This window comes from Pedobacter frigiditerrae (assembly GCF_004331645.1).
Lineage (GTDB): Bacteria > Bacteroidota > Bacteroidia > Sphingobacteriales > Sphingobacteriaceae > Pedobacter > Pedobacter frigiditerrae.
In genome coordinates this window covers 892,396-913,312 of the sequence record NZ_SJSK01000001.1, presented here as the reverse complement: position 1 = coordinate 913,312, position 20,917 = coordinate 892,396, and the positions used below count along the sequence as shown (strand labels likewise).

At 34.7% G+C, this 20,917-nt stretch carries 21 protein-coding genes; 12 read left to right on the top strand and 9 right to left on the bottom strand.

Annotated features, from left to right (window positions below):
• Positions 1-10: 10 nt before the first annotated feature.
• Both EZ428_RS03945 and EZ428_RS03940 read right to left on the bottom strand, forming a co-directional pair.
• Positions 11-2,083, bottom strand: coding sequence for a glycoside hydrolase domain-containing protein (locus EZ428_RS03945; RefSeq protein ID WP_205945595.1), 2,073 nt, complete (start codon positions 2,081-2,083; stop codon positions 11-13).
• Entirely contained in the window at positions 2,073-3,779 is a 1,707-nt protein-coding gene (locus EZ428_RS03940; RefSeq protein ID WP_131551799.1) for a glycoside hydrolase family 3 protein, read from the bottom strand. Before EZ428_RS03940 ends, EZ428_RS03945 begins: the two co-directional genes overlap by 11 nt.
• Positions 3,780-4,053: 274 nt before the next feature.
• Between EZ428_RS03940 and EZ428_RS03935 the strand changes: the two genes are divergently transcribed.
• Positions 4,054-4,674 (top strand): porin family protein, encoded by a 621-nt coding sequence (locus EZ428_RS03935; protein ID WP_131551798.1) that lies wholly within the window; start codon positions 4,054-4,056, stop codon positions 4,672-4,674.
• Positions 4,675-4,812: 138 nt separating this feature from the next.
• Complete coding sequence (locus EZ428_RS23920) at positions 4,813-4,986, top strand: hypothetical protein (protein WP_165501700.1); 174 nt, start codon at positions 4,813-4,815, stop codon at positions 4,984-4,986.
• Positions 4,987-5,019: 33 nt separating this feature from the next.
• Here EZ428_RS23920 and EZ428_RS03930 read toward each other — a convergent pair whose 3' ends face one another.
• Positions 5,020-5,691, bottom strand: coding sequence for a Rossmann-fold NAD(P)-binding domain-containing protein (locus EZ428_RS03930; RefSeq protein ID WP_205945594.1), 672 nt, complete (start codon positions 5,689-5,691; stop codon positions 5,020-5,022).
• A gap of 63 nt (positions 5,692-5,754) precedes the next feature.
• The gene (locus EZ428_RS03925) at positions 5,755-6,504 is read right to left on the bottom strand and encodes a peptidase associated/transthyretin-like domain-containing protein (RefSeq protein WP_131551797.1); all 750 of its coding nucleotides are present in this window, start codon (positions 6,502-6,504) and stop codon (positions 5,755-5,757) included.
• Between the two features lie 93 nt (positions 6,505-6,597).
• Here EZ428_RS03925 and EZ428_RS03920 point away from each other — a divergent pair, with 93 nt between their 5' ends.
• Positions 6,598-6,819, top strand: a complete 222-nt coding sequence (locus EZ428_RS03920) for a hypothetical protein (protein ID WP_131551796.1) — start codon at positions 6,598-6,600, stop codon at positions 6,817-6,819.
• A 49-nt stretch (positions 6,820-6,868) separates the two neighbouring features.
• Here the strand turns inward: EZ428_RS03920 and EZ428_RS03915 are convergent, their stop codons facing one another.
• From EZ428_RS03915 to EZ428_RS03905, 3 genes are all read right to left on the bottom strand, one after another.
• Entirely contained in the window at positions 6,869-9,028 is a 2,160-nt protein-coding gene (locus EZ428_RS03915) for a S9 family peptidase (RefSeq protein WP_131551795.1), read from the bottom strand.
• Between the two features lie 146 nt (positions 9,029-9,174).
• Entirely contained in the window at positions 9,175-10,605 is a 1,431-nt protein-coding gene (gene pyk, locus EZ428_RS03910; RefSeq protein ID WP_131551794.1) for a pyruvate kinase, read from the bottom strand.
• Between the two features lie 139 nt (positions 10,606-10,744).
• Positions 10,745-11,164, bottom strand: a complete 420-nt coding sequence (locus tag EZ428_RS03905; RefSeq protein ID WP_131551793.1) for an IPExxxVDY family protein — start codon at positions 11,162-11,164, stop codon at positions 10,745-10,747.
• A gap of 158 nt (positions 11,165-11,322) precedes the next feature.
• On the opposite strand from EZ428_RS03905, the gene EZ428_RS03900 reads away from it, so the two are divergent.
• The 4 genes from EZ428_RS03900 to EZ428_RS03885 all read left to right on the top strand — a co-directional run bounded on the left by EZ428_RS03900 (position 11,323) and on the right by EZ428_RS03885 (position 14,119).
• Positions 11,323-11,559, top strand: coding sequence for an acyl carrier protein (locus tag EZ428_RS03900; protein WP_031266521.1), 237 nt, complete (start codon positions 11,323-11,325; stop codon positions 11,557-11,559).
• Between the two features lie 28 nt (positions 11,560-11,587).
• Positions 11,588-12,841 carry a beta-ketoacyl-ACP synthase II gene (gene fabF, locus EZ428_RS03895; protein ID WP_131551792.1) on the top strand — a complete coding sequence of 418 codons (1,254 nt, stop codon included), beginning with the start codon at positions 11,588-11,590 and terminating at the stop codon, positions 12,839-12,841.
• An 84-nt stretch (positions 12,842-12,925) separates the two neighbouring features.
• Positions 12,926-13,654, top strand: coding sequence for a ribonuclease III (rnc, locus tag EZ428_RS03890; protein ID WP_131551791.1), 729 nt, complete (start codon positions 12,926-12,928; stop codon positions 13,652-13,654).
• 9 nt (positions 13,655-13,663) lie between these two features.
• A complete protein-coding gene (locus EZ428_RS03885) occupies positions 13,664-14,119 on the top strand; it encodes a hypothetical protein (protein WP_131551790.1) in 456 nt (151 codons plus the stop codon).
• Here EZ428_RS03885 and EZ428_RS03880 read toward each other — a convergent pair.
• A complete protein-coding gene (locus EZ428_RS03880; protein WP_131551789.1) occupies positions 14,116-14,835 on the bottom strand; it encodes a hypothetical protein in 720 nt (239 codons plus the stop codon). The genes EZ428_RS03885 and EZ428_RS03880 overlap by 4 nt on opposite strands.
• Before the next feature lie 71 nt (positions 14,836-14,906).
• Between EZ428_RS03880 and EZ428_RS03875 the strand changes: the two genes are divergently transcribed.
• The 4 genes from EZ428_RS03875 (at position 14,907) to nadD (ending at position 18,383) form a co-directional block, all read left to right on the top strand.
• On the top strand, positions 14,907-15,641 hold the full coding sequence (locus tag EZ428_RS03875; RefSeq protein ID WP_131551788.1) for a lysophospholipid acyltransferase family protein: 735 nt from the start codon (positions 14,907-14,909) through the stop codon (positions 15,639-15,641).
• A gap of 660 nt (positions 15,642-16,301) precedes the next feature.
• A complete protein-coding gene (locus tag EZ428_RS03870) occupies positions 16,302-17,165 on the top strand; it encodes a YicC/YloC family endoribonuclease (RefSeq protein ID WP_131552451.1) in 864 nt (287 codons plus the stop codon).
• Positions 17,166-17,234: 69 nt separating this feature from the next.
• A complete protein-coding gene (gene gmk / locus EZ428_RS03865; protein ID WP_131551787.1) occupies positions 17,235-17,804 on the top strand; it encodes a guanylate kinase in 570 nt (189 codons plus the stop codon).
• A gap of 6 nt (positions 17,805-17,810) precedes the next feature.
• The gene (gene nadD, locus EZ428_RS03860) at positions 17,811-18,383 is read left to right on the top strand and encodes a nicotinate (nicotinamide) nucleotide adenylyltransferase (protein ID WP_131551786.1); all 573 of its coding nucleotides are present in this window, start codon (positions 17,811-17,813) and stop codon (positions 18,381-18,383) included.
• Positions 18,384-18,423: 40 nt separating this feature from the next.
• Here the strand turns inward: nadD and EZ428_RS03855 are convergent, their stop codons facing one another.
• The gene (locus EZ428_RS03855; RefSeq protein ID WP_131551785.1) at positions 18,424-19,137 is read right to left on the bottom strand and encodes an SAM-dependent methyltransferase; all 714 of its coding nucleotides are present in this window, start codon (positions 19,135-19,137) and stop codon (positions 18,424-18,426) included.
• A 325-nt stretch (positions 19,138-19,462) separates the two neighbouring features.
• On the opposite strand from EZ428_RS03855, the gene EZ428_RS03850 reads away from it, so the two are divergent.
• A complete protein-coding gene (locus EZ428_RS03850) occupies positions 19,463-20,869 on the top strand; it encodes a DUF6600 domain-containing protein (protein ID WP_131551784.1) in 1,407 nt (468 codons plus the stop codon).
• The last annotated feature ends 48 nt before the right edge of the window (positions 20,870-20,917 follow it).

Below are 20,917 nucleotides of genomic sequence, written 5' to 3'. Positions count from 1 at the left end.
TTCCGCCTTTTTATTTGTCCATACTAGAAATCCATTGATTTACCGTTCCAAATTTATGATTTGGCGTTTTTGAAGCATTAATTTCCAATACCCCTCCAGCCATAATTTCATCTTGGCTTATCCAATTTCTATCAATCAATTTTCCATTCAGTTTTACTTGATTGATGTAAATATTATCCTTTGTAAAGTCGTTTACAGTAATTATAAACTGCTTTCCTGCTGGCAAATTATAAGTTAAGGTTTTAAATAGTGGAACATTCAAATAATAAATTGGCAAACCAACACAAGCTGGAGAAAAGCCACTAGCTGTAAAAACATACCATGCTGACATTGCTCCTGCATCATCATCCATTGTTCTAATGTAAGCTTTAGGTTCATTTTTATAAATCCTATCTACAAAAGGGTCAATACCTCTACTGTTATCATTAAAATAGTATTGAACAACTGTATCAGCTGCCAATTGATGCATCCATTTTTGTGAAACCCAAGGCTGTTTAGTCATGTTAAACATGAGCGGAACTTGCAAATCGGGTTCATTTGCATGGTTATAAAAATCGCCTTTGTAAAATTTGGTAAGCTGAGCTAGGTAATTTTCATCTCCCCCACACAGTTCTATTAAACCTTTAACATCAAATGGAACAAACCATCGGTATTGCCAAATTGTGCCTTGATACAAACCTCTAGCCTGCATTCTATCTACATCATTCTTATCAATATCCTTAAAATCTTTATTCCAGTATTTTTTGTAGTCCGCAGCTTTTTCTAAATACTTTTTATAGAGTTCTGGTTGTTTAAGATGGTTGAAAATCTGGGCTAGTGCCCAAACATCATAACTTGCTTCTAAAGCTTTATCTGGTTTGCTGAAATCTAATCGATTTATCTCAGACACTAATGAATCTGCAATCTTTGCAAAATCAACCTTATATCCTTTTCTATAAGCATCTAATAAAACAACAATTGCATGCTCTGTTCTAACAGTATTTGATGGCTCTTTTTGAGTGGCATAATCTTTTTTACCACTTAGATACAGGCTTGCAATTGAAGAAGTCATATCTTGAAATGCCTTTGGCTGAATGATCGATAACAAAGGCAATTGTGTCCTATAATTATCCCAAACAGCCCAACCATTGTAGTATGCTTCTTTAGATTGATTAGTTGTTCCATTACTGGTTTTATAACTACCATCAGCCTCTGAAATTAAATATGGCGATTGCATGGTTCTATAAAGCAGCGAGTAAAATAGCTTTTGGCTTGTTATATCTCCTTCTGCTTTAATTGTACTTAATTTTTCATTCCATTCGTTTTGCGATTTCTGCTTTAATCTATCAAACCATAGGTTATTAGCATTTATAACTGCATAATCATGGTTTACAGCAGAAAACCCAATTCGAATTTCCTCTTCCGTTTCATTCTCGTCGAAAAAGACATTTAATTTATGTTCATTAATTGATTTTACAGTTATCTTTTTACCAAAGTATATTTGATAGTAAACCTTGTATTTTCCTTCACTACAAGTAGTTCGTGCTTCAATCCAACCTTCAATTCCTTTGTTATTTACCGTATGTTCTTCTGCAACAAATCCTCTTGATAAAGCATGGCTGAAATCTATATAAACCCCTTTTTTCCCTTTTGGAAATAAATATTTATGAATTCCCGATTTATTGCCTGCAGTTAATTTTACATCAATTTTGTTTTCAAAACCAACATGATAGTAACCAGGACTTGCATCTTCAACAGTTTTAATTAATTCATCTTTTTCATCGCCAAGAAATGGTTTAATTAATAGTAAACCACCACTTCCTGTGCAACCTACACCTTCAAAACGATTATGCGTAAATCCTAAAAATAACTTTGCATTATGCTCATAACCAGCATGAAGATTTGGATACGTTTGTGGACCAATACTCATCATACCAAAAGGAGATGAAGCCGCAGGGCTAAGTTGCCCATGATCTCCAGAAGAACCTAAAAATACATTTACTAATTTTACTGGTTCGAAAACCTTCTGTTGAGCTTTTAAATTTCCACAAAAAAAGAAAAGAAGTATTGGAATTAACTTGGTTGATATTGATTTATAGTCCATCACCATATTTAAAGAACGTATTAACAGAAACCGGAAGTTTACCTGTTGGTATTAATTGATTTTTAAAGACTGAGGCTGCCGATTTTTGCATAAATTCTTCTTTCTGGTAGGCTACCAATAAAGCTTTTGCATTTTCTAATCCTGTTAATCCTGCCAGGTTATATGGGTTTGCAAATAACGCAAAAACCGCATCTTTTTTGGCCATATCAGCAATAAACATTTTCAAATCTGCACTTAAAGGAATGTTATTTCCAGGACGAATACGGGTATCCACAATTCCAATAATCACTTGGTCATCTGGTTTAATTTCTGCCAATACCTTTGCAATTGCATTTGCGTTTGCGTCCTTATTTAAATTATAAACAACAGAATTTTTATAAGTAACTGCCAATTCTTTTTGAAATGCAGTAACATCCGGAGTTCCTAGATTTAGGATAACTGTTCTCTTATCTGGTGAAAGTGTTTTGATGTATTCTCTTCCTCTTAACAAGGTCATACTTGCATCTGCCAACTGCTGTAATAACACTAAGCTTTCTGGCCTATTCACATCGGCAACAACATTATTCTCGTTAATGGTTTGAGGTATATTTAACCCCGCCCAATATTTAGCTGTTAAAATTTTCTTTACGCTTTCATCAATTCTTTCCATGGTTAAACGCTCTTCTTTAATTGCCTTTCTCACCATTTTTACGGCTCTTTTACTATCTTCAGAAAGCTCAAGAATATCATTGCCTGCAATTACGCCCATTACATCGGCTTCGCCATCCTTAAAAAATTTCACTACACCTTTCATTCCCATTGCATCAGAAATAATGATTCCCTTAAAGCCTATTTGCTCTTTTAATATCCCCGTAACAATTGGTTTTGACAAAGTCGAAGGCATATTTGGTGTAGCATCTAAAGCTGGAATATTCATATGTGCAATCATTACCCCTGCTGCGCCGCTCTTAACCAGTTCTTTAAAAGGATACATTTCTAAACTATCTAAACGCTCTTTTGTAAATTTAAGTTGAGGCAAATCAAAGTGAGAGTCTACATCTGTATCTCCGTGACCAGGAAAATGTTTGATGCTCACTAATAACCCGCCCTCTTGCATTCCTTTTAGATAAGCAGCTCCCTTTTCAGCCACATTATATTTGTTTTCGCCAAAAGAACGGTAGTTAATTACAGGATTTTTTGCATTGTTGTTTACATCAACATCTGGTGCCAAATTCATGTGCATGCCAATTCTTTTGAAATCTTTGGCAACCTCTAAACCCATTTGGTATATCAATTCTTTATTCTGAATTGCCCCTAAAGCCATTTGATAAGGATAAGCAATAGTGCTATCCAAACGCATTCCTAATCCCCATTCTCCATCGGAAGCAATTAATAATGGAACTCTTGCTAGTTTTTGGTATTGATTAGTTAAAGCAGCTTGCCTTCCAGGACCGCCCTGAAAGAAAACCAATCCTCCAATTTTTTCTTTTTTGATTACCTTACCAATAGAATCGGTAAAGGCCTTGCTTTTATTTGTATATGCTGCAACAAAGAACATTTGAGCAATTTTTTGCTTCTTATTCAGCTTTTTGAAAACCGAATCAACCCATTTAGGCTCTTGTTTTAAAAGGTCGATATAAGATGTTTGTTGTGCTTTTATCGCAGTTGCGGAAATAGTTATTACGATACTTAGCGTATAAAAAAGGGATTTCTTCATTTTTTCAATTATAGACAAGCCATAAAATTAGCAATTATTTATTTGTCTCAACGTAGGCAAATAGCTAGCCAAGTTATTCAATTGTATTAAATTTAATACACTTTAGACGGTATTATAAACATCAGCTTTGCGATGAGAATAAAAGTTTAAACAAGTATTAAATCGTTGTTTTTCAATCAATAAACATAGTTTTTAATATTAAAAAAAGATCCAATTTAAATTCTTTGGCACATTTATTCCATAAGAGTTTGCAATTAATTAAAAATTATAAAAGATGAAAAAAATATTTATTCTAGCAATTGGCTTGTTTATTACAGGCGTTGCAAATGCACAATCTACAGACAAAGCAATTAGATTTGGAGTTAAGGCGGGTGCTAACTATTCTAACATTATTAAGGATGATGGAAACAATGATTTCAAAACAGATTATTTAGTTGGTTACCACGCTGGTGTTACATTAGACATTAAATTATTAGAAAATTTGGCCTTTACCCCAGAGCTTTTGTACTCAACTAAAGGTTATAAGTCTACTACTACCTTTGGAGAATTTACTCAGAGAACTTCATTTATTGATGTGCCTATTTTGGCAAGCATTAAATTAGCAGAAGGCTTAAATGTTGTTGCAGGCCCACAGGTTTCATTCCTTTTATCTACCGATAATAAATTTGAAAATGGTTTTGGTGCAGCTCAACAAACTATTGTTGAAGATGAATCAGACCGTTTCAAAAAGAGTTTAGTTGGTGGTGTAATTGGTTTTAGATATGATATCAATAGCCAATTCGGAATCAATGGTCGTTATGCTTTAGATTTCCAGAAAAACAATGAAAACGGAAGCTCAACAACTCCAGAATTTAAAAATCAAGTATTCCAATTAGGTTTAGGAATTAAATTCTAATCTCACTAATGATAATAATAAAGGGCCGTCTAGTTAGATGGCCTTTTATTGTTTAAGCAAAATCTATCAAAACAATATTGGTTCCTAAATAGTTACTATTACATCGCTCTGCAAATTATTAACTTAAATAAATATGTTATGAAAGATGTAAGCACACCAAAAAACAATCCAACTGTACAAGGTGGTACAAAAGCAGATAGAGCTAACCACAACATCAAATTGGATAAAAAAGAAATTGGTATCAGCAATGCTGGTGGACAAAGGTCAGACCAAACTTCAAATAAAGATAATCAAAGAAAAAGAGGAGAATAATTAAAAAAGCATCAGGTTCTCTGATGCTTTTTATTAATTTTCTTTAGCTAACGCTATAATATCTTTAACTTCTAGAATTCTTCTCTTTTCAGAATAATTCGATGTATTTATCATAGCCAAGCCCATTTCTTTTAAGCTTACATAACTATTTTTGTTAACTGCTTTTAGGATTGGAAATAACCAAAGGAATACTTTATAAAAACCATGGGTATATTTTAATCCTTTAGTAGGTTTTATTATTCCCGGACGGAAATTAAAAACTTGTTTAAAAGGAAGTTTCATTAAATCATTCTCTGTTTTCCCTTTTACGATCGCCCAATTTACTCCACCTTTTTCGCTACTATTTGTGCCCGCTCCAGATACATAACAAAAGGTTATATCATTATTTAATTTGCTTAATGTTTCTGCAATATGCATTGTTAAGCTATAGGTCATTTTATAATATTCATCCTTTGCCTTCCCTACAGATGTAACACCCAAACAGAAATAACAAGCATTATAACCTACTAATTGGCCTTCAATTGTAGAAAAATCGAAAAAATCTTGATGAATAACCTCTTTTAATTTTGGATGTGCATAACCACAAGGCTTGCGATTAATGACTAAGATTGCCTCAACTTTATTGCTATTTAAACATTCATAAAGTACGCCTTCGCCAACCATCCCAGTTACGCCAGTAATAATTGCTTTTATTTTAATTTCCATAATTTAAATAGATTGTCGCTAATTTAACTATTCTTACAGACAAAAAGTTTGAATGACTCAGTTCTATGGCCTTATAAATTCTGCATAACTTTTTTTGATGTATAAAATAACCTCATAATCGTTCAGCTTTTTTGCGGCTAAGTATGTTGGTCGGTATCTCTGAGTAAAGGTTTGTAATGAATCTCCCTTTAACAGCGTTGAAGTTTCAATTTTTGATTTAGAAAAAACATGATCAATATATTTTTCCTCTTCATCTTTTAATAAAGTTTGTTTTAATTTAGAAACTGGGAATTTATTCTTTCCTAATAAACCTACTATCTGCAAAACATTTAATTTTAATATAGACGCGGTGGAATTAGGGTTTATATTAGTATGTGGAGATTTATAATTTGGATCTACCTTGATAAAGGCATCAGTGAATTTTGGACTCTGATAGTTAAAAACATTAGCATATTCTTTCCTCAAATCAAGAGAATCCTTCTTGTAATTTCTATTTGTTTTTATTTTAACCTCTCTTAAATCTATACCTTTTGTGGCTAGATAAATATTAATAGGACTATTGAACATTTCTTTTTTTACAATTAGTTCAAGTATTTCATAACCCATAATTCTAAAACTAACTCGGTCTCCAATTGAAGCGTTACTGATGCCAAATTTCCCATTTTCATTAGTTAAAACGGTTGCATTTTTACTGTGTACTTGTGCATTTGCAATGGGTAATCTTGTAACTGAATCAATTGCATAGCCATTAACATTTTGAGCAAATAGATTAGTGGAAAACAATAATAGATAGATGATTAAAAGCTGTTTCATTCTCAATATCATCAAATCTAATTTTTAATGACATGGTTATTAAAACTTTAACAGACCTTAACATTTATTAAAATCATTCTATCTTTGCTACATATGCCAGAACTACTGTTATTATGCGTTATGTTAATCCCTCAAACTGTTGCAGGGGTTTATGCAAATAGTATGGGCAAAAGTTTTTGGTTTTGGTTTTTCATTTCCTTCTTAATCCCTATTATTTCTTTAATTGTTTTACTGTTTTTAGATAACGATAAAAATGAAGAAAGAAAAGGTTATCAATTGGCAGATCATGTAGAAAAGAAAGATGAATTAAAATAAAAAATCCTCAATCATGTAACTGATTGAGGATTTTGCTTTATCTCTTTTGTTAATTTCTTGGTCTTTGCTGTTGTGCACCACCCAATAAATAATCTTTAGGCGGCTCCATATTTAACAAATTCTGCACAAAATAATCCCAACGTCTACGCATCATATAAGGTGAATAGGCGCCAAAACCATGTGCACTATTAGGAAACACTAACAAATCGAAGCTTTTATTCGCTTTAATTAATGCGTCAACCACTAACATTGTGTTTGATGGTGGTACGTTATTATCCATCATTCCATGCGCTAACATTAATTTACCTTTTAGGTTTTTCGCATAATTTTGATTTGCTTGTTTTTCATAATCAGAATTTTCCACTAACCCGTTATAACGTTCGCCCCAATCATCCTCGTAGTTACGATTATCATGGTTTCCTGATTCTGCAATACCAACTTTAAAGAAGTCAGGGTAACGGAACATAGCTGCAGCAGTTGCAAAACCACCACCAGAATGCCCCCAAATTCCCACTTTATTTGTATCAATTGGATATGTTTTAGCCAAAGTTCTAATGGCAGCAATTTGATCTGGCAAAGTATTTTCGGCCATATTGCCATAGCTCATGTCATGATAAGCTTTTGAGCGAAATGGATTACTGGTTCCTTCAATCATTACAACGATAAATCCTAATTCGGCTAAAGCCTGGTGATCGCCCCTAGAAGCAGAGAAAGACCAGCTTCCTACACTTCCACCTTGCGGACCAGGATAAATATAATCGATAACCGGATATTTTTTATTTGGATCCATTTTGGTTGGCGTAAATACCAAACCATAAACATCAGTTTTACCATCTCCACCTTTTGTACTCACAACTGTTGGTGCTTTCCAGCCTTTAGCGACTAATCTAGAAACATCAGTTTTTTCTAAACTTGTAACCAGTTTACCTTTAATATCCCTGTAAGCCATTACTGCTGGTATTTCTGGAGTAGAATAAGTATCTACAAAATAATTGCTTGTTGGTGATAAAGAAATAGTATGATTTCCTGCATCTGGCGTTAATAAAGTTAATCCTTTACCATCAAATCCTATTTTATAAAAATAGCCAAAATAAGGGTTGCCTTGCTCGCGACCACATCCCATAAAGTATAACACACGATTTTTCTCATCTACCTTTACCAACCTTGTTACCAACCAATCTCCTTTGGTAATTTGATTTTTTAGCTTCCCTGTAGTTGCATCATATAAATACATATGGCCCCAATTGTCTCTTTCAGAATACCAAAGGATTTCTTTAGTGTCTGGTAAATAACGCCAGTTAATAACCCCACGCCCAGATTCAAATTGAGTTTTTACAGTTTCTTCAAAAACCTCTCTAACCGCTCCTGTTGTTGCATCCGCAATGCGAAATTTTTCATTTTTATGATCTCTTGATGTTGATAAAAATGCCATTTCAGAGCCATCAGCTTTCCAATCAATGTCATCGAAAGTTCCGCTGCTAGCAATATCATCACTCAAAGTTGCTCTATGAGGATCGGGCGGGATATTTAAGCTGATCACCTTTGCATTTTCTACATCGATGATTACTCTTCTTATCGTTGCAATTACTTTATCGCCTGGTAACGGGTATTTCCAAGCTTTTAAAACTGGTGCACCCACATTGGTGGTCACCAAATACATATCGCTCACGTTTCTTTGATCTTGCTGAAAAGTGGCAACTTTTTTTGAATCTGGAGACCAACGTACAATTGGACCATCACTCATTGTCCAACCTGCATTATCAGTGGCGTAACCATAATCTTTTATACCATCCGTAGTTAATTGTGTTTCTTTTTTGGTAGCAATATCACGTACCCATAAATTCCAATCTTTAATAAATACAGCTTTTTTGCCATCGGGCGAAGTAACTCCACTTGCACCACCGCCAAATCTCCTACCACCTTGTCCACCTGAAGAAGCATCTTTATATTCAGTAGTTAAAGTCTTGGTTTTTTTGCTCGGATCTACCAAGTAAGTTTCACTACCATTTTGACTTCTAACAGTATACCAGAATTTATCTGTACCATCAATCCAATTTGGGTTTATGCTTGAACGATCAACATACTGTGCGGTATTATAAGCCATAAAGCTTTCTGCACGTTCATAATCCTTTGCTGTAATAACACCTTGTTGGGCATTTACAGCTATGGATAAAGTTGCCGCTGTTATTGTAAGTAAATATTTATTCATATGTCTATTGTTTTACTACGGCATAAAAATAAATTATTTCAACTAATCGACTTTAAAGTATTAGGAATAATACAATTCTTCAATTCGATTAAACAAAAAATGCCCAAGTGTTAGCAAGGGCATCTCATTATTATATTTGGTTAGATTTATTCTACAACAGTAACTTTAATCATATTGGTTTTACCTTTAGCTTGCAATGGAATTGAAGCTGAATTAATCACAATATCACCTTTTTTAATTAGTTTGTTCTTCTTCAAAACATCATTTACATCTGTAATCGTATCATCAGTGGTTTCAAACTTATCGTAGAAAAATCCCCTAACACCCCAAATTAAACTTAAGGTATTTAACATGCCTTCATTACTTGTAAAAATAAATATAGGCGCTTGCGGTCTGTGGCTCGCAAGCTCAAAAGCAGTATAACCACTTGATGTCATTGAAACTATGCCGACCGCATTTGTCTGTTTTGACAAGAAACAAGCCGAATCGCACACCGCATCACTCAAGAAGCTTTTAGAATCTTTATTTAAATATTTCTCAACGTGGAAAGAGTAATTGTTATCTTCTATGTTAGAGATGATTTTTTGCATCGTTTCGATAACAATTAGAGGAAATTCTCCAACCGAAGTTTCGCCACTTAACATTACTGCATCAGCACCATCAAGAACAGAGTTAGCCACATCATTAACCTCAGCACGAGTTGGACGAGGGGTAGTAATCATGCTCTCTAACATCTGTGTAGCAATGATAACTGGTTTAGAAGCTGCTCTACATTTTTTAACAATCATTTTTTGCAACAATGGCACTTCTTCCATTGGCATTTCAACTCCAAGGTCTCCACGAGCAACCATAATTGCATCAGAAACTGCGATAATTTCATCAATATTTGCAATTGCCTCTGGCTTTTCGATTTTAGCAACTACTCTTGCTTTTTTACCACGAGCTTTAATGATATCTTTTAATTCGATGATATCTTCCGCATTACGAACAAAAGATAAACCAATCCACTCTACATCATTTTCTAATACAAACTCTAAGTTCTTACGATCTTCAACAGTTAAAGAAGGGATAGAAACCTTAGTATTTGGAAGGTTTACTCCTTTTCTTGAAGTTAAAATTCCTCCGTGAACAATTTCGCAAACTACTTCATCTTTATAATTGGTTTCAATTACACGCATTTGTAATTTTCCATCATCCAAAAGAATAATTTCCCCAGCTTTCACATCTTGTGGAAAGTTTTCGTAAGTAATGTAAATACGCTCCTCATTACCAACACATTCTTGTGTAGTAATAACTGTACGCTTACCATTAACTAAGTGAATACCACCATCTTTTACAGTTCCAATTCTAATTTTTGGGCCTTGTAAATCGGCAAGTATACCTACATTATATTTGTATTTTTTATTGATGCTACGGATGGTATCTAAAACTTCTTGGTGATCTGCTTGAGAACCGTGAGAAAAATTTAAACGGCAAACATCTAATCCTGCGTTAAACATGCTATACAAAACGTCTGGTTTAGCCGATGCTGGGCCTAAAGTGGCTACAATTTTCGTTCTTGAATGAAAAGGTTTCATTTATTTATTTCTATTAAATGATAAAACAAAAAAGCGTTATTTTTTAGAAATTAACGATGTTTTATCTAATTGTTTATGTTATATTTTGGTTTTATTTAGATTCAAATATAGTGTATTTAATACACTAACAATATAAAATTTACATTACCAAATTTTCTTTCGACTTCAATTTGAGAGGACTTATCTGCGCAGCTACCTGAATATCAGTCAGTTTGTTCAATCTAGTCAAAATAAAATTAAGGTCATCTTTATCAATGTACTGTTGTATAATGATAAAAAAATCAACTTTGTTCATTTCAGGAATTAAAAACCCTTCCGGATTTCGATTGTTAACCAAATAATATTCAATTTCACCTTGTTCTACAAAATAATAAAACCTAGAAAATGAAAGTGGAGCCTCATCAATATTATAGTAAACCTCGTGATCGTCAGTCTTTTCGAACTCAAACTCTAGGCTTTTATTTATCTTGTGACAGAGGATATAATCTTTTACAGCTGCCGTTATGGCTATTAAAACAAAATCAAGGTCTAAAGACAGTTTTAAATAAGTTTTGTTCAAAACGTAATATTTTTTTAGAATTACGAAATTATAAAACTAATTTTACATTAAGTTTGAAATAAAAAGATTAAAATTGATTGAGAAATAAAAACATTTGAAAAGTGTTAGAATTTTATTTTTCTTTGCACAGAATTATTTAACCATTAAATTATAAAATTATGTCTGATATTGCTTCAAGAGTTAAGGCTATTATCGTTGAAAAACTAGGTGTGGATGAAAGCGAAGTTACGCCAGAAGCGTCTTTCACAAATGATCTAGGTGCAGATTCTTTGGATACTGTAGAATTGATCATGGAATTTGAAAAAGAATTCAATGTTGCAATTCCTGATGATCAGGCTGAGACTATCGGTACTGTAGGTCAAGCTGTTGCTTATTTAGAAAAAAACGTTAAGTAAAAATACGCTTTCCGTACAATACGTATAAATGGAATTAAAAAGAGTAGTAGTTACAGGTTTAGGTGCGCTCACGCCAATTGGCAATACTGTTCCAGAATTCTGGGATGGTTTAGTTAATGGTGTGAGCGGCGCTGGGCCAATTACAGGTTTTGATACAGAAAAGTTCAAGACTAAGTTTGCGTGCGAGTTAAAAAACTTTAATCCAGAAGATCATTTGGATAAAAAAGAGGCTCGCAAGCTAGATCCATTTGTGCAATACGCCTTGGTATCAACAGCAGAAGCCGTAAAAGATGGTGGTTACGATTGGGAAAAAATCGACACCAACCGAGTAGGGGTTATCTGGGGATCGGGTATTGGCGGTTTTAAAACATTCCAAGAAGAGATGAAAACTTTCTTTTTGGGCGATGGTACTCCAAGGATCAATCCATTCTTTATTCCAAAAGTAATTATTGACATTGCTCCTGGTCATATTTCTATGAAATATGGTTTAAGAGGACCAAATTTCTCTACTGTTTCGGCTTGTGCATCTGCGACAAACGCCATGATTGATGCCTTCAACTATATCCGTTTGGATATTGCTGACATCATTATAAGTGGTGGTTCGGAAGCCATTATCAACGAAGCAGGAATTGGCGGTTTTAATGCCATGCATGCACTTTCTACTAGAAATGATGACCCTAAAACTGCCTCACGTCCTTTTGACAAGGATAGAGAAGGTTTTGTTGCTGGCGAAGGTGCCGGAACCATTATTTTAGAAGAATTAGAACATGCTAAAGCTCGTGGCGCTAAAATCTACGCAGAAATTGTAGGTGGCGGCATGAGTGCTGATGCAAATCACATTACAGCTCCACACCCTCAAGGTTTAGGTGCTAAACTAGTAATGTCTAACGCTTTAAGAGACGCTAAATTAACAACCGCAGATATTGACTATATCAATGTTCACGGAACTTCTACTCCACTTGGAGATGTTAGCGAAAGCAGGGCGATTGTAGATTTATTTGGCGAAGATGCCTATAAATTGAACATCAGTTCTACTAAATCTATGACGGGACACTTACTAGGTGCTGCAGGTGCTATTGAAGCAATTGCTACAATTCTAGCGGTTCAAAATGACATTGTTCCACCAACTATCAATCACTTTACTGATGACCCAGAATTTGATCCAAAGTTAAATTTCACATTTAACAAGGCTCAAAAACGTACCATTCGTGCGGCTCAAAGTAATACTTTTGGATTTGGCGGTCATAACGCGTCTGTTATTTTCAAAAAATACGAAGGTTAACCTACGAAAACTATCTTTGTTGATATTTGTATTGTATATTTATACATTACATAGCAACCTTTTAATTTTTTGTTATAAGATTTAATGCCGTTTTTCAACTTATATAAACTTTACTTATCGCCAAACAAAGAGTTTGTAAAAAAACTTAAAAACATTTTGGGCTTTGTGCCTGGAAATGTGACTCTGTACAAAATGGCATTCAGACATCGGTCTGTAGCAAAAGTTTTAAAAAATGGCAGCAGAAGTAGTAACGAACGTCTAGAATTTTTAGGTGATGCTATCTTAGGTTCCGTTATCGCAGAATTACTGTTTAAAATTTATCCTTACAAAGAAGAAGGCTTTTTAACTGAAATGCGCTCTAAAATTGTAAATAGGGCAAATTTAAATCAGCTTGCTCGTAAAATGGGTTTTGATCAATTGATTGTTTACGATCAAAAAACAGTTAGCGTTTCTAGTAAACATCATTCTATGTTAGGTGATGCATTTGAGGCATTAATTGGAGCCGTTTACCTAGATAAAGGCTATAATTTCACTAAAAATCTTTTACTTAAACGCATAGTTAAGCCTTACATTGATGTGCATACTTTAGAAATGACGGAAACTAATTTCAAGAGTAAGTTAATTGAATGGTGCCAACGCCATAGTAAAGATATTTCTTTCGAAATGGTTGAAAATGGTGAAGGCGAAAGTGCTAAACTATTTACCATTCACGCCATCATTGATAATGAAAACCATGGTATTGGAAGAGATTACAACAAGAAAAATGCAGAGAAATTAGCCGCAGAAAAAGCTTGTGAGTCTTTAGCGATTTAAATTTCACTCATGAAGTATCTTCTCGATTTTCACACCCAATACAGTCAATTTTACATAGCTGATAAATTCACTTATCAACAAACTGATGGAGATTTTTGGAATGAAGATGCATATAATGACGGGCTTGGTTCAAAAGACGGAATTCTTGGTGTTGGCACAGAATGTTATGGACCAATGAAGGGAGAGCTAAACACACTTAGTGAGGAAAACTTAAATGTTGATTTCGCAAATTATGATCATATTGTTGAAGGTTCAATAGAAATCAAATCCGGTATATTACAAATTTTAGATTGTCCAACGTCTACTATTCAACTTGAAGTAAATCTGCTTCCAAACTGGTATATGGAAAGGATCTATTCTTCAAACTTAGAAAGTGTGTACGGCGATGAAGGTAATGATTACTATATGATAGAAATTTGGCCACAACCCAAGGCTAACAAAAAAGTACTGAAAAGACTCAGCTAATTTTTCTTCTTCAAAGTATCGGTATAATTCTTAAAAGAATCCTTAATCCACTTTGTGCTATCGTAATAAGTCCAGTTTTTGGCTTTTTCGTAATCAGGGCGATAGTTAACCATAAAATCTTCTAGTTCTTTTCCTGTTAAGCCAGTTTCTTTGTTAATGGTCGTTTTGTTAAAAAGCTGGTCTACGTGGCTATCTTGCAATTCTGAAACGTACATTTTATTAAATCTTCGGGCATTTTTGGGTGTGCGCCCAAATAATTCGTAAACAGCAGTCAGAGGCGATAATACATAGGAGAGTAGTGGAGGTTTTCCACCGTAAAATGAACCTTTGTTTTTAAAATCTCTTTTAATGGCATCGAGGGCTTGTTTTTTACCTTGACCATTAATCACCACCTCACTTAACATCGTTCCACCCCTATTTAATTGCAAAATAATATCCTTGGTAGAGCTAACTACAACTCTTATATCATTAAACCCTCTTTTTATAACAACTAATGTATCGCCTATGGCAGATTTTATAGAAAACAACCCCATATCATTACTGCCAACACTGTAGCCATTACGTAAATTAGTAACTTCTGCTAAGGCAATTCGAATTTTAGACCCATTCTCAAACACAACCCCACTTTGCATAAATTCTTGTTGTCCAAAGGCATTAACAAATGGAGAAGAAACTAAAAACAGAATGCCTAAAAAAACCAAACGTACAGGCTTCATTGTGTGTTATTTATTTATTTTGTAAACTTAAGGATTGTTTGTGAACCCAATTAGTTAAAAAACGTTAATTAATGTCAAAAGTTTTATCAGGGATATATTTAGTCTATGCAGGGATAATTTTTATCTCCTTGATGTTCATTGCATTACCTTTTGTATTATTGGCTTCGGCAATCTTATCAAAAACAACAGGCAAACGGATTATTCTATTTCTGTTAAGGTGCTGGGCTTGGGGATTTAGTGCTGCTTCCTTCTTTTGGATTAAAACAAAAAATACACATTTAATTAATCAAGATATTCCTCATATTTATGTAGGTAATCATGGTTCTTACTTAGACGCTATTGCCGTTTGTATTGGCATTCCACAATATTTTAGTCCGCTTGGAAAAGTTGAGATGACCAAAATTCCTGTGTTCGGCTTAATCTATAAACGAATTGTTGTTTTAATAGACAGAAGTAATAAGGAAAGTCGTGAAGAATCTGTTAGTGCTTTAAAAACAGACATTAGCAATGGGCAATCAATTCTCATTTTCCCTGAAGGAACGATGAATAAAACTGACAAGCCATTAAGCGAGTTTTATGATGGCGCTTTTAGAATTGCGATTGAAACTCAAACACCCTTAATGCCATTTGTAATGATTAATAATAGAGAGTTACTGCCTAGAGTTACTCCGCTAAAAGCCCGTCCGGGTTTATTAACTACAGTTTTTATCACACCTGTGGATGTAAAAGGATTAACACAAGATGACCTTCCCATGCTTAAGCAAAAAGTTTACGACTTAATGGAAGGAGCTATTTTAAAGTTTTAAGGGAATGCCTAGCGTAAAAGATAAAATCCACAATCCCTTCTAATAGCGTTTTGGCAATTAGCCATTTCTTCTTGAGTCTTATTCGCCAAATTTCACTTACAGGTAATAGCTATGGCTGCCCAGGGCACCTGCTTTCAATTAAATTAGCAAAAAGCCATCAAGACTGATACTTAAAGCCTTTAAAGACGAAGGATGAACGTAAGATTAACGAAAAATGAACGTAGGATGAAGCCATTACAACAAAGGATATACTAATGAATAGCTTACGCTATTAACAGCTAAGGCGACGGCTACAACTACTCGACTTAAGCCTAACCAAATAAAAAGATTAACCTTCTTGTTTCTTTATCATGGTCTAGCTATGCTTCTACCATTTCTTCTGTGAGGACAAGACGCCAACTAGGGGTCTGCTTCGACAAAAGCCTTAAAAAAACAACTTTATTAGTGCTAAATTGAGCTTTGTTGGACTTTTACTTGTACAGCGAACTTAAGTTAGGTAAGTTGGGCCTCGGCCACTTATTTGGTAGTTGAGATTGCCCATAATTAGTCCCTTAGGAGTTCTCTAGCTGGATAACTCATAGGGTTATGCCATTTATAGCCTTCTGCCTACTACCTTAAACCTTTTCCCTTTTTTTCTTATCTTTGCACATGATAAAATCAATGACAGGCTTTGGCTTGGCGGCTACTGATATAGAAAATGTAAAGTTTGCTGTTGAGATAAAATCTCTAAACTCTAAGTTTTTGGAGTTAAATTTAAAATTACCTAGAGCATATTCAGATAAAGAGCTTTTATTACGTAATACTTGTAGTAAAGATATTGAACGAGGAAAAGTTAATGTTTCTGTAAACATTGAACGTAGCGATGATAATCAGAAAGGGGCTACAATTAACACCACTTTGTTAACTCGTTATTACAAACAATTAGAAGAAATTAATGCTTCATTGGGCGCAAATTCTGCAAATCTTTTGCAAACAGCGCTTAATTTTCCAGAAGTAATTACCTATACAGAAGAAGAAGTTGGAGAAAATGATTGGGACGTTTTACATCAAACATTTTTAAAGGCACTGGCCAATTTTAATCAGTTTAGAGAAGATGAAGGCAAGGTTTTAAGAACAGATTTAGAGCTTCGCATTCAAAATATTTTAGATTTTTTTGCCGAGATAGATAAATTAGCTCCGTTACGAGTTCCACAAGTTAAAGCTAGATTAACTCAGTTTTTGGAAGAAACTGTTGGCAAGGTAAACGTTGACCAAAATCGTTTAGAGCAAGAATTGATTTATTACATTGATAAGTTAGACATTACTGAAGAGAAAACCCGTTTAAAAAGCCACTGTGATTATTTTATGGCAACTTTGAAAAGCAAAGACGCCAACGGTAAAAAATTAGGTTTTATCTCTCAAGAAATTGGTAGAGAAATTAATACCATGGGTGCCAAAGCTAATGATGCGCACATACAGCAATTAGTGGTGGGAATGAAAGAAGAATTAGAAAAAATTAAAGAACAGTTATTGAACGTGTTATAAGAGCTAAAAGCTTAAAGCACAAAGTCTAAAGCTTTGGTCTTTTCGCTTTAGCCTTTAGGCTTATTAAAAATGAAACAAGGCAAACTCATTATATTTTCTGCACCATCAGGAGCTGGTAAAACAACCATTGTAAGACACTTACTAGAGAAATTTCCGCAATTAAGTTTCTCTATCTCTGCAACAACCAGAGAATCTCGTGGAACAGAGAAACACGAAAACGATTATTATTTCATTACCAAAGAAGATTTTTTACATAAAGTTGCTCGTCAAGAATTTGTAGAGTTTGAAGAGGTTTACAGCGGAACGTTTTATGGCACCCTACGTTCAGAGATTCAAAGGATTTGGGATTCTAGTAAACATGTAATTTTTGATATTGATGTGGAAGGTGGCTTACGCTTAAAAAGGAAATATGAAGATGATGCATTGGCTATTTTCGTTCAACCACCATCCTTAGAAGTATTAAAAGAACGTTTAACTGGCAGAGGAACTGATAGTCAAGAGAAACTACAAGAACGTTTCGTTAAAGCAGAAAAAGAACTTTTATATGCTGATAAATTTGATGTAATTCTTAAGAACTACGATTTAGAAATTGCCTGTAAAGAAGCTGAAAAATTAATCGGCGAATTCTTGTCGAAATAAGTTAAAATGAAAACTGGCCTTTTTTTCGGTTCCTATAATCCAATACATCTTGGGCATTTAGTTATTGCTAACTATATGGCAAGCTTTAGTGGCTTGAAAGAAGTTTGGTTAGTTGTTTCCCCTCATAACCCATTAAAGCAAAAGAGCGGTTTGGCTAATATGTACGACCGCTTAGAAATGGCAAAATTGGCTACAGAAAATGCGCCACAAATTAAGGTGAGTGATATAGAATTTAAGTTGCCACAACCTTCTTACACCATAGATACACTTACTTATTTACAGGAACGTTACCCAGAAAAAGAATTCGTTTTAATAATGGGAGCAGATAATTTGGCGTCCTTAAAAAAATGGAAGAATTACGAAATTTTGTTAAAAGATTATCATATCTATGTTTATCCACGTCCTGGCGCCAATGTAAGTGAATGGCAAAGTCATCCGTCAATTACTTTTACGGATACACCAGAAATGGAAATCTCTTCTACTTTTATTCGTAAAGCTTTAAAAGACAATAAAAACATACAATTTTTTGTTCCAGATAATGTGTTAAAGTTCATCGAACAAAAAAACATGTATAGATAATACTTTGACCCCTTCGCTGAAGCAAGCAGCAATGAATTAACTAAGAAGCTTTATAAATCAAAAATACTGTTGGCTTTTTGTGTAGGTCTATTCTTTCACTTTTCCAAGCACCAACAGTTAAGGTTTTAATGTATTCATCTTCTCCGTTAATATTACAGGCTACGCAGAGCTGAGTACTTCCTCCACAGTTTTTCAATACATCTTCAAATAAATGATTGTTTCTAAAAGGTGTTTCCATAAACAATTGGGTTTGTTTATTCTTCTCAGAAAGACTTTCTAATTCTTTAATTCTTTTAGCTCTATCTACTTTATCAATTGGTAAATAACCATGGAATGTAAAGCTTTGTCCACTAAGTCCCGAAGCCATCAAGGCTTGTATCATAGAGTTCGGTCCAACTAAGGGCACCACCTTTATTCCACGTTTATGTGCTTCTGCAACAATTTCTGCACCAGGGTCAGCAACGCCTGGGCAGCCTGCTTCGCTCATTAAACCAACATCAATACCAGACATTAGTTGGGTAAAATAAGGCACTAAAGAGTTTCCACGTTTGTGTTTGCCAAAATCGTGAATAAGCAATTCACTTTGTGGTGTTTTTAAACCAGCTTCCTTTAAAAACTTACGAGCTGTTTTTTCATTTTCAACAATGTAGGTTTTAATTACATTAATTGTATCAATCAAAAATGGTGTATAAGATTTATTTTGGGCATTTTCTGCCAACGGAACTGGGATTAAAAATAAGGTACCTCTTTGCATAGCTAAACTTTAAGCTACAAAAGTACAGTTTTAAGCCAATAAAAGCGTGCTTTAAGCATTACAAAGGTTTGGCTAAACAGCGAACAGACAATATTGTTTGATTGGATTTCACAAAATGTAGCAAATTTAGTTCTGCCCGCCTTATTTTTTACACATCCTAGGAGTTGCTTTTGGCATACCTTAAAACACTTAATTGTAAAGAAAAGCGTTAAAATGAAGTAATAACACAGATTGTTAATGTTGGCTTAATCCTTAATTAAAAATGGTGTTCAAATTGATATACACAAAGCGTTAGGTTAATTATAAATTTTAAAACACACACAAAATGAAAAACATGATCAAATTACCAGCAATGCTGGTAGGTCTCATGCTCTTATTTGCCGGAACCACACAAGTAGCAAAGGCTCAGCAAGAGGATGTTTCCTTACAATCGTTTTACGATGAACTTTCTCCTTATGGAACTTGGATTCAGGACCCACAATATGGGTATGTTTGGCGCCCGGATGTAGACCAAGAAGATTTTAGGCCTTATTACAGTAATGGTCGTTGGGCTATGACCGAGTATGGAAATACTTGGGTAAGTAACTACGATTGGGGTTGGGCTCCGTTTCACTACGGCCGTTGGATTTACAATCGTTATAACCAATGGGTGTGGTTACCTGATACAGTTTGGGGACCAGCTTGGGTAAGTTGGAGAAGTGGCGGTGGTTACTATGGATGGGCTCCTTTAGGACCAAGCATTAGTATCGGTATAAATATTGGCAGAAGCGGTTATAGAGTGCCGGATATGTGCTGGAACTTTATTCCTTACAACAATATTTACATCAACAGTTATCCTCGTTATAACTATGGCAGAAACAGGGTTTACATCCAGAATACTGTAATTATCAATAACACTTACGTTCGTAACAATAGAACTTATTATACTGGCCCAAGAGCTGAGGAAGTAAGACGTGCAACTAATCAAAATGTAACTGTTTACAATGTAAACAGAAGCAGTAGACCAGGTGCCTCTAGAATTGATGATAGAAATGTAAACATTTACAGCCCACGTGCTAGTAGAGACAATGGAAACTCAGCTCCAAGAAATGCCGTTCAAGGTAGTATTAACCGCGGACCAGTTGGAAGAGATAATAGAGATAATAGAGATAACAATAACGTAACTGCTAATCGTGGTGACAGGGGAAATAATAATGGCGGATTTGATAGAAACAATGGAAACGTAAATCAAGGTGGCGATAGGAATTCTGACAGGGGTTACAACGGTGGCACTTCAACTAGGCCTTCTAGAAATGGAAATGAAGTTACTGCTCCTCAAGGAAGAGAAAACGGTAATCGAGGTAATGAGAATAATGGTGTTGCCAACCAAAGACCAAGTGTTTTTGACAGAAGAAGTGACGGCAACAATAACCCCTCTCAAAGAGTTGAGCGTAGTCAACCTACACCGCAATCTCAACCGCAAGAACAAAGGGTAGAACGTAGCCGAGAAATGCCACAACAACAAAGAGTTGAGCGTCAGCAGCCAGTTCAGCAGGCGCAACCTCAGCAACAAAGAGTTGAACGCCCTCAACCTGTACAACAAGCGCAACCTCAACAACGAATGGAAAGACCACAATCACAACCTCAACGTGTAGAGCGTACCCAATCAGCTCCACAACAAAGGAGCTCTGGTGGTGGTTCAGAAAGTCGTGGTGAGAGAGGTGGAGGCGGTGGCCGTCCAGGAAGAGGATAAAAATAATTGTTATGAACAAGAAGAGCCGGTTTTTTAATCGGCTTTTTT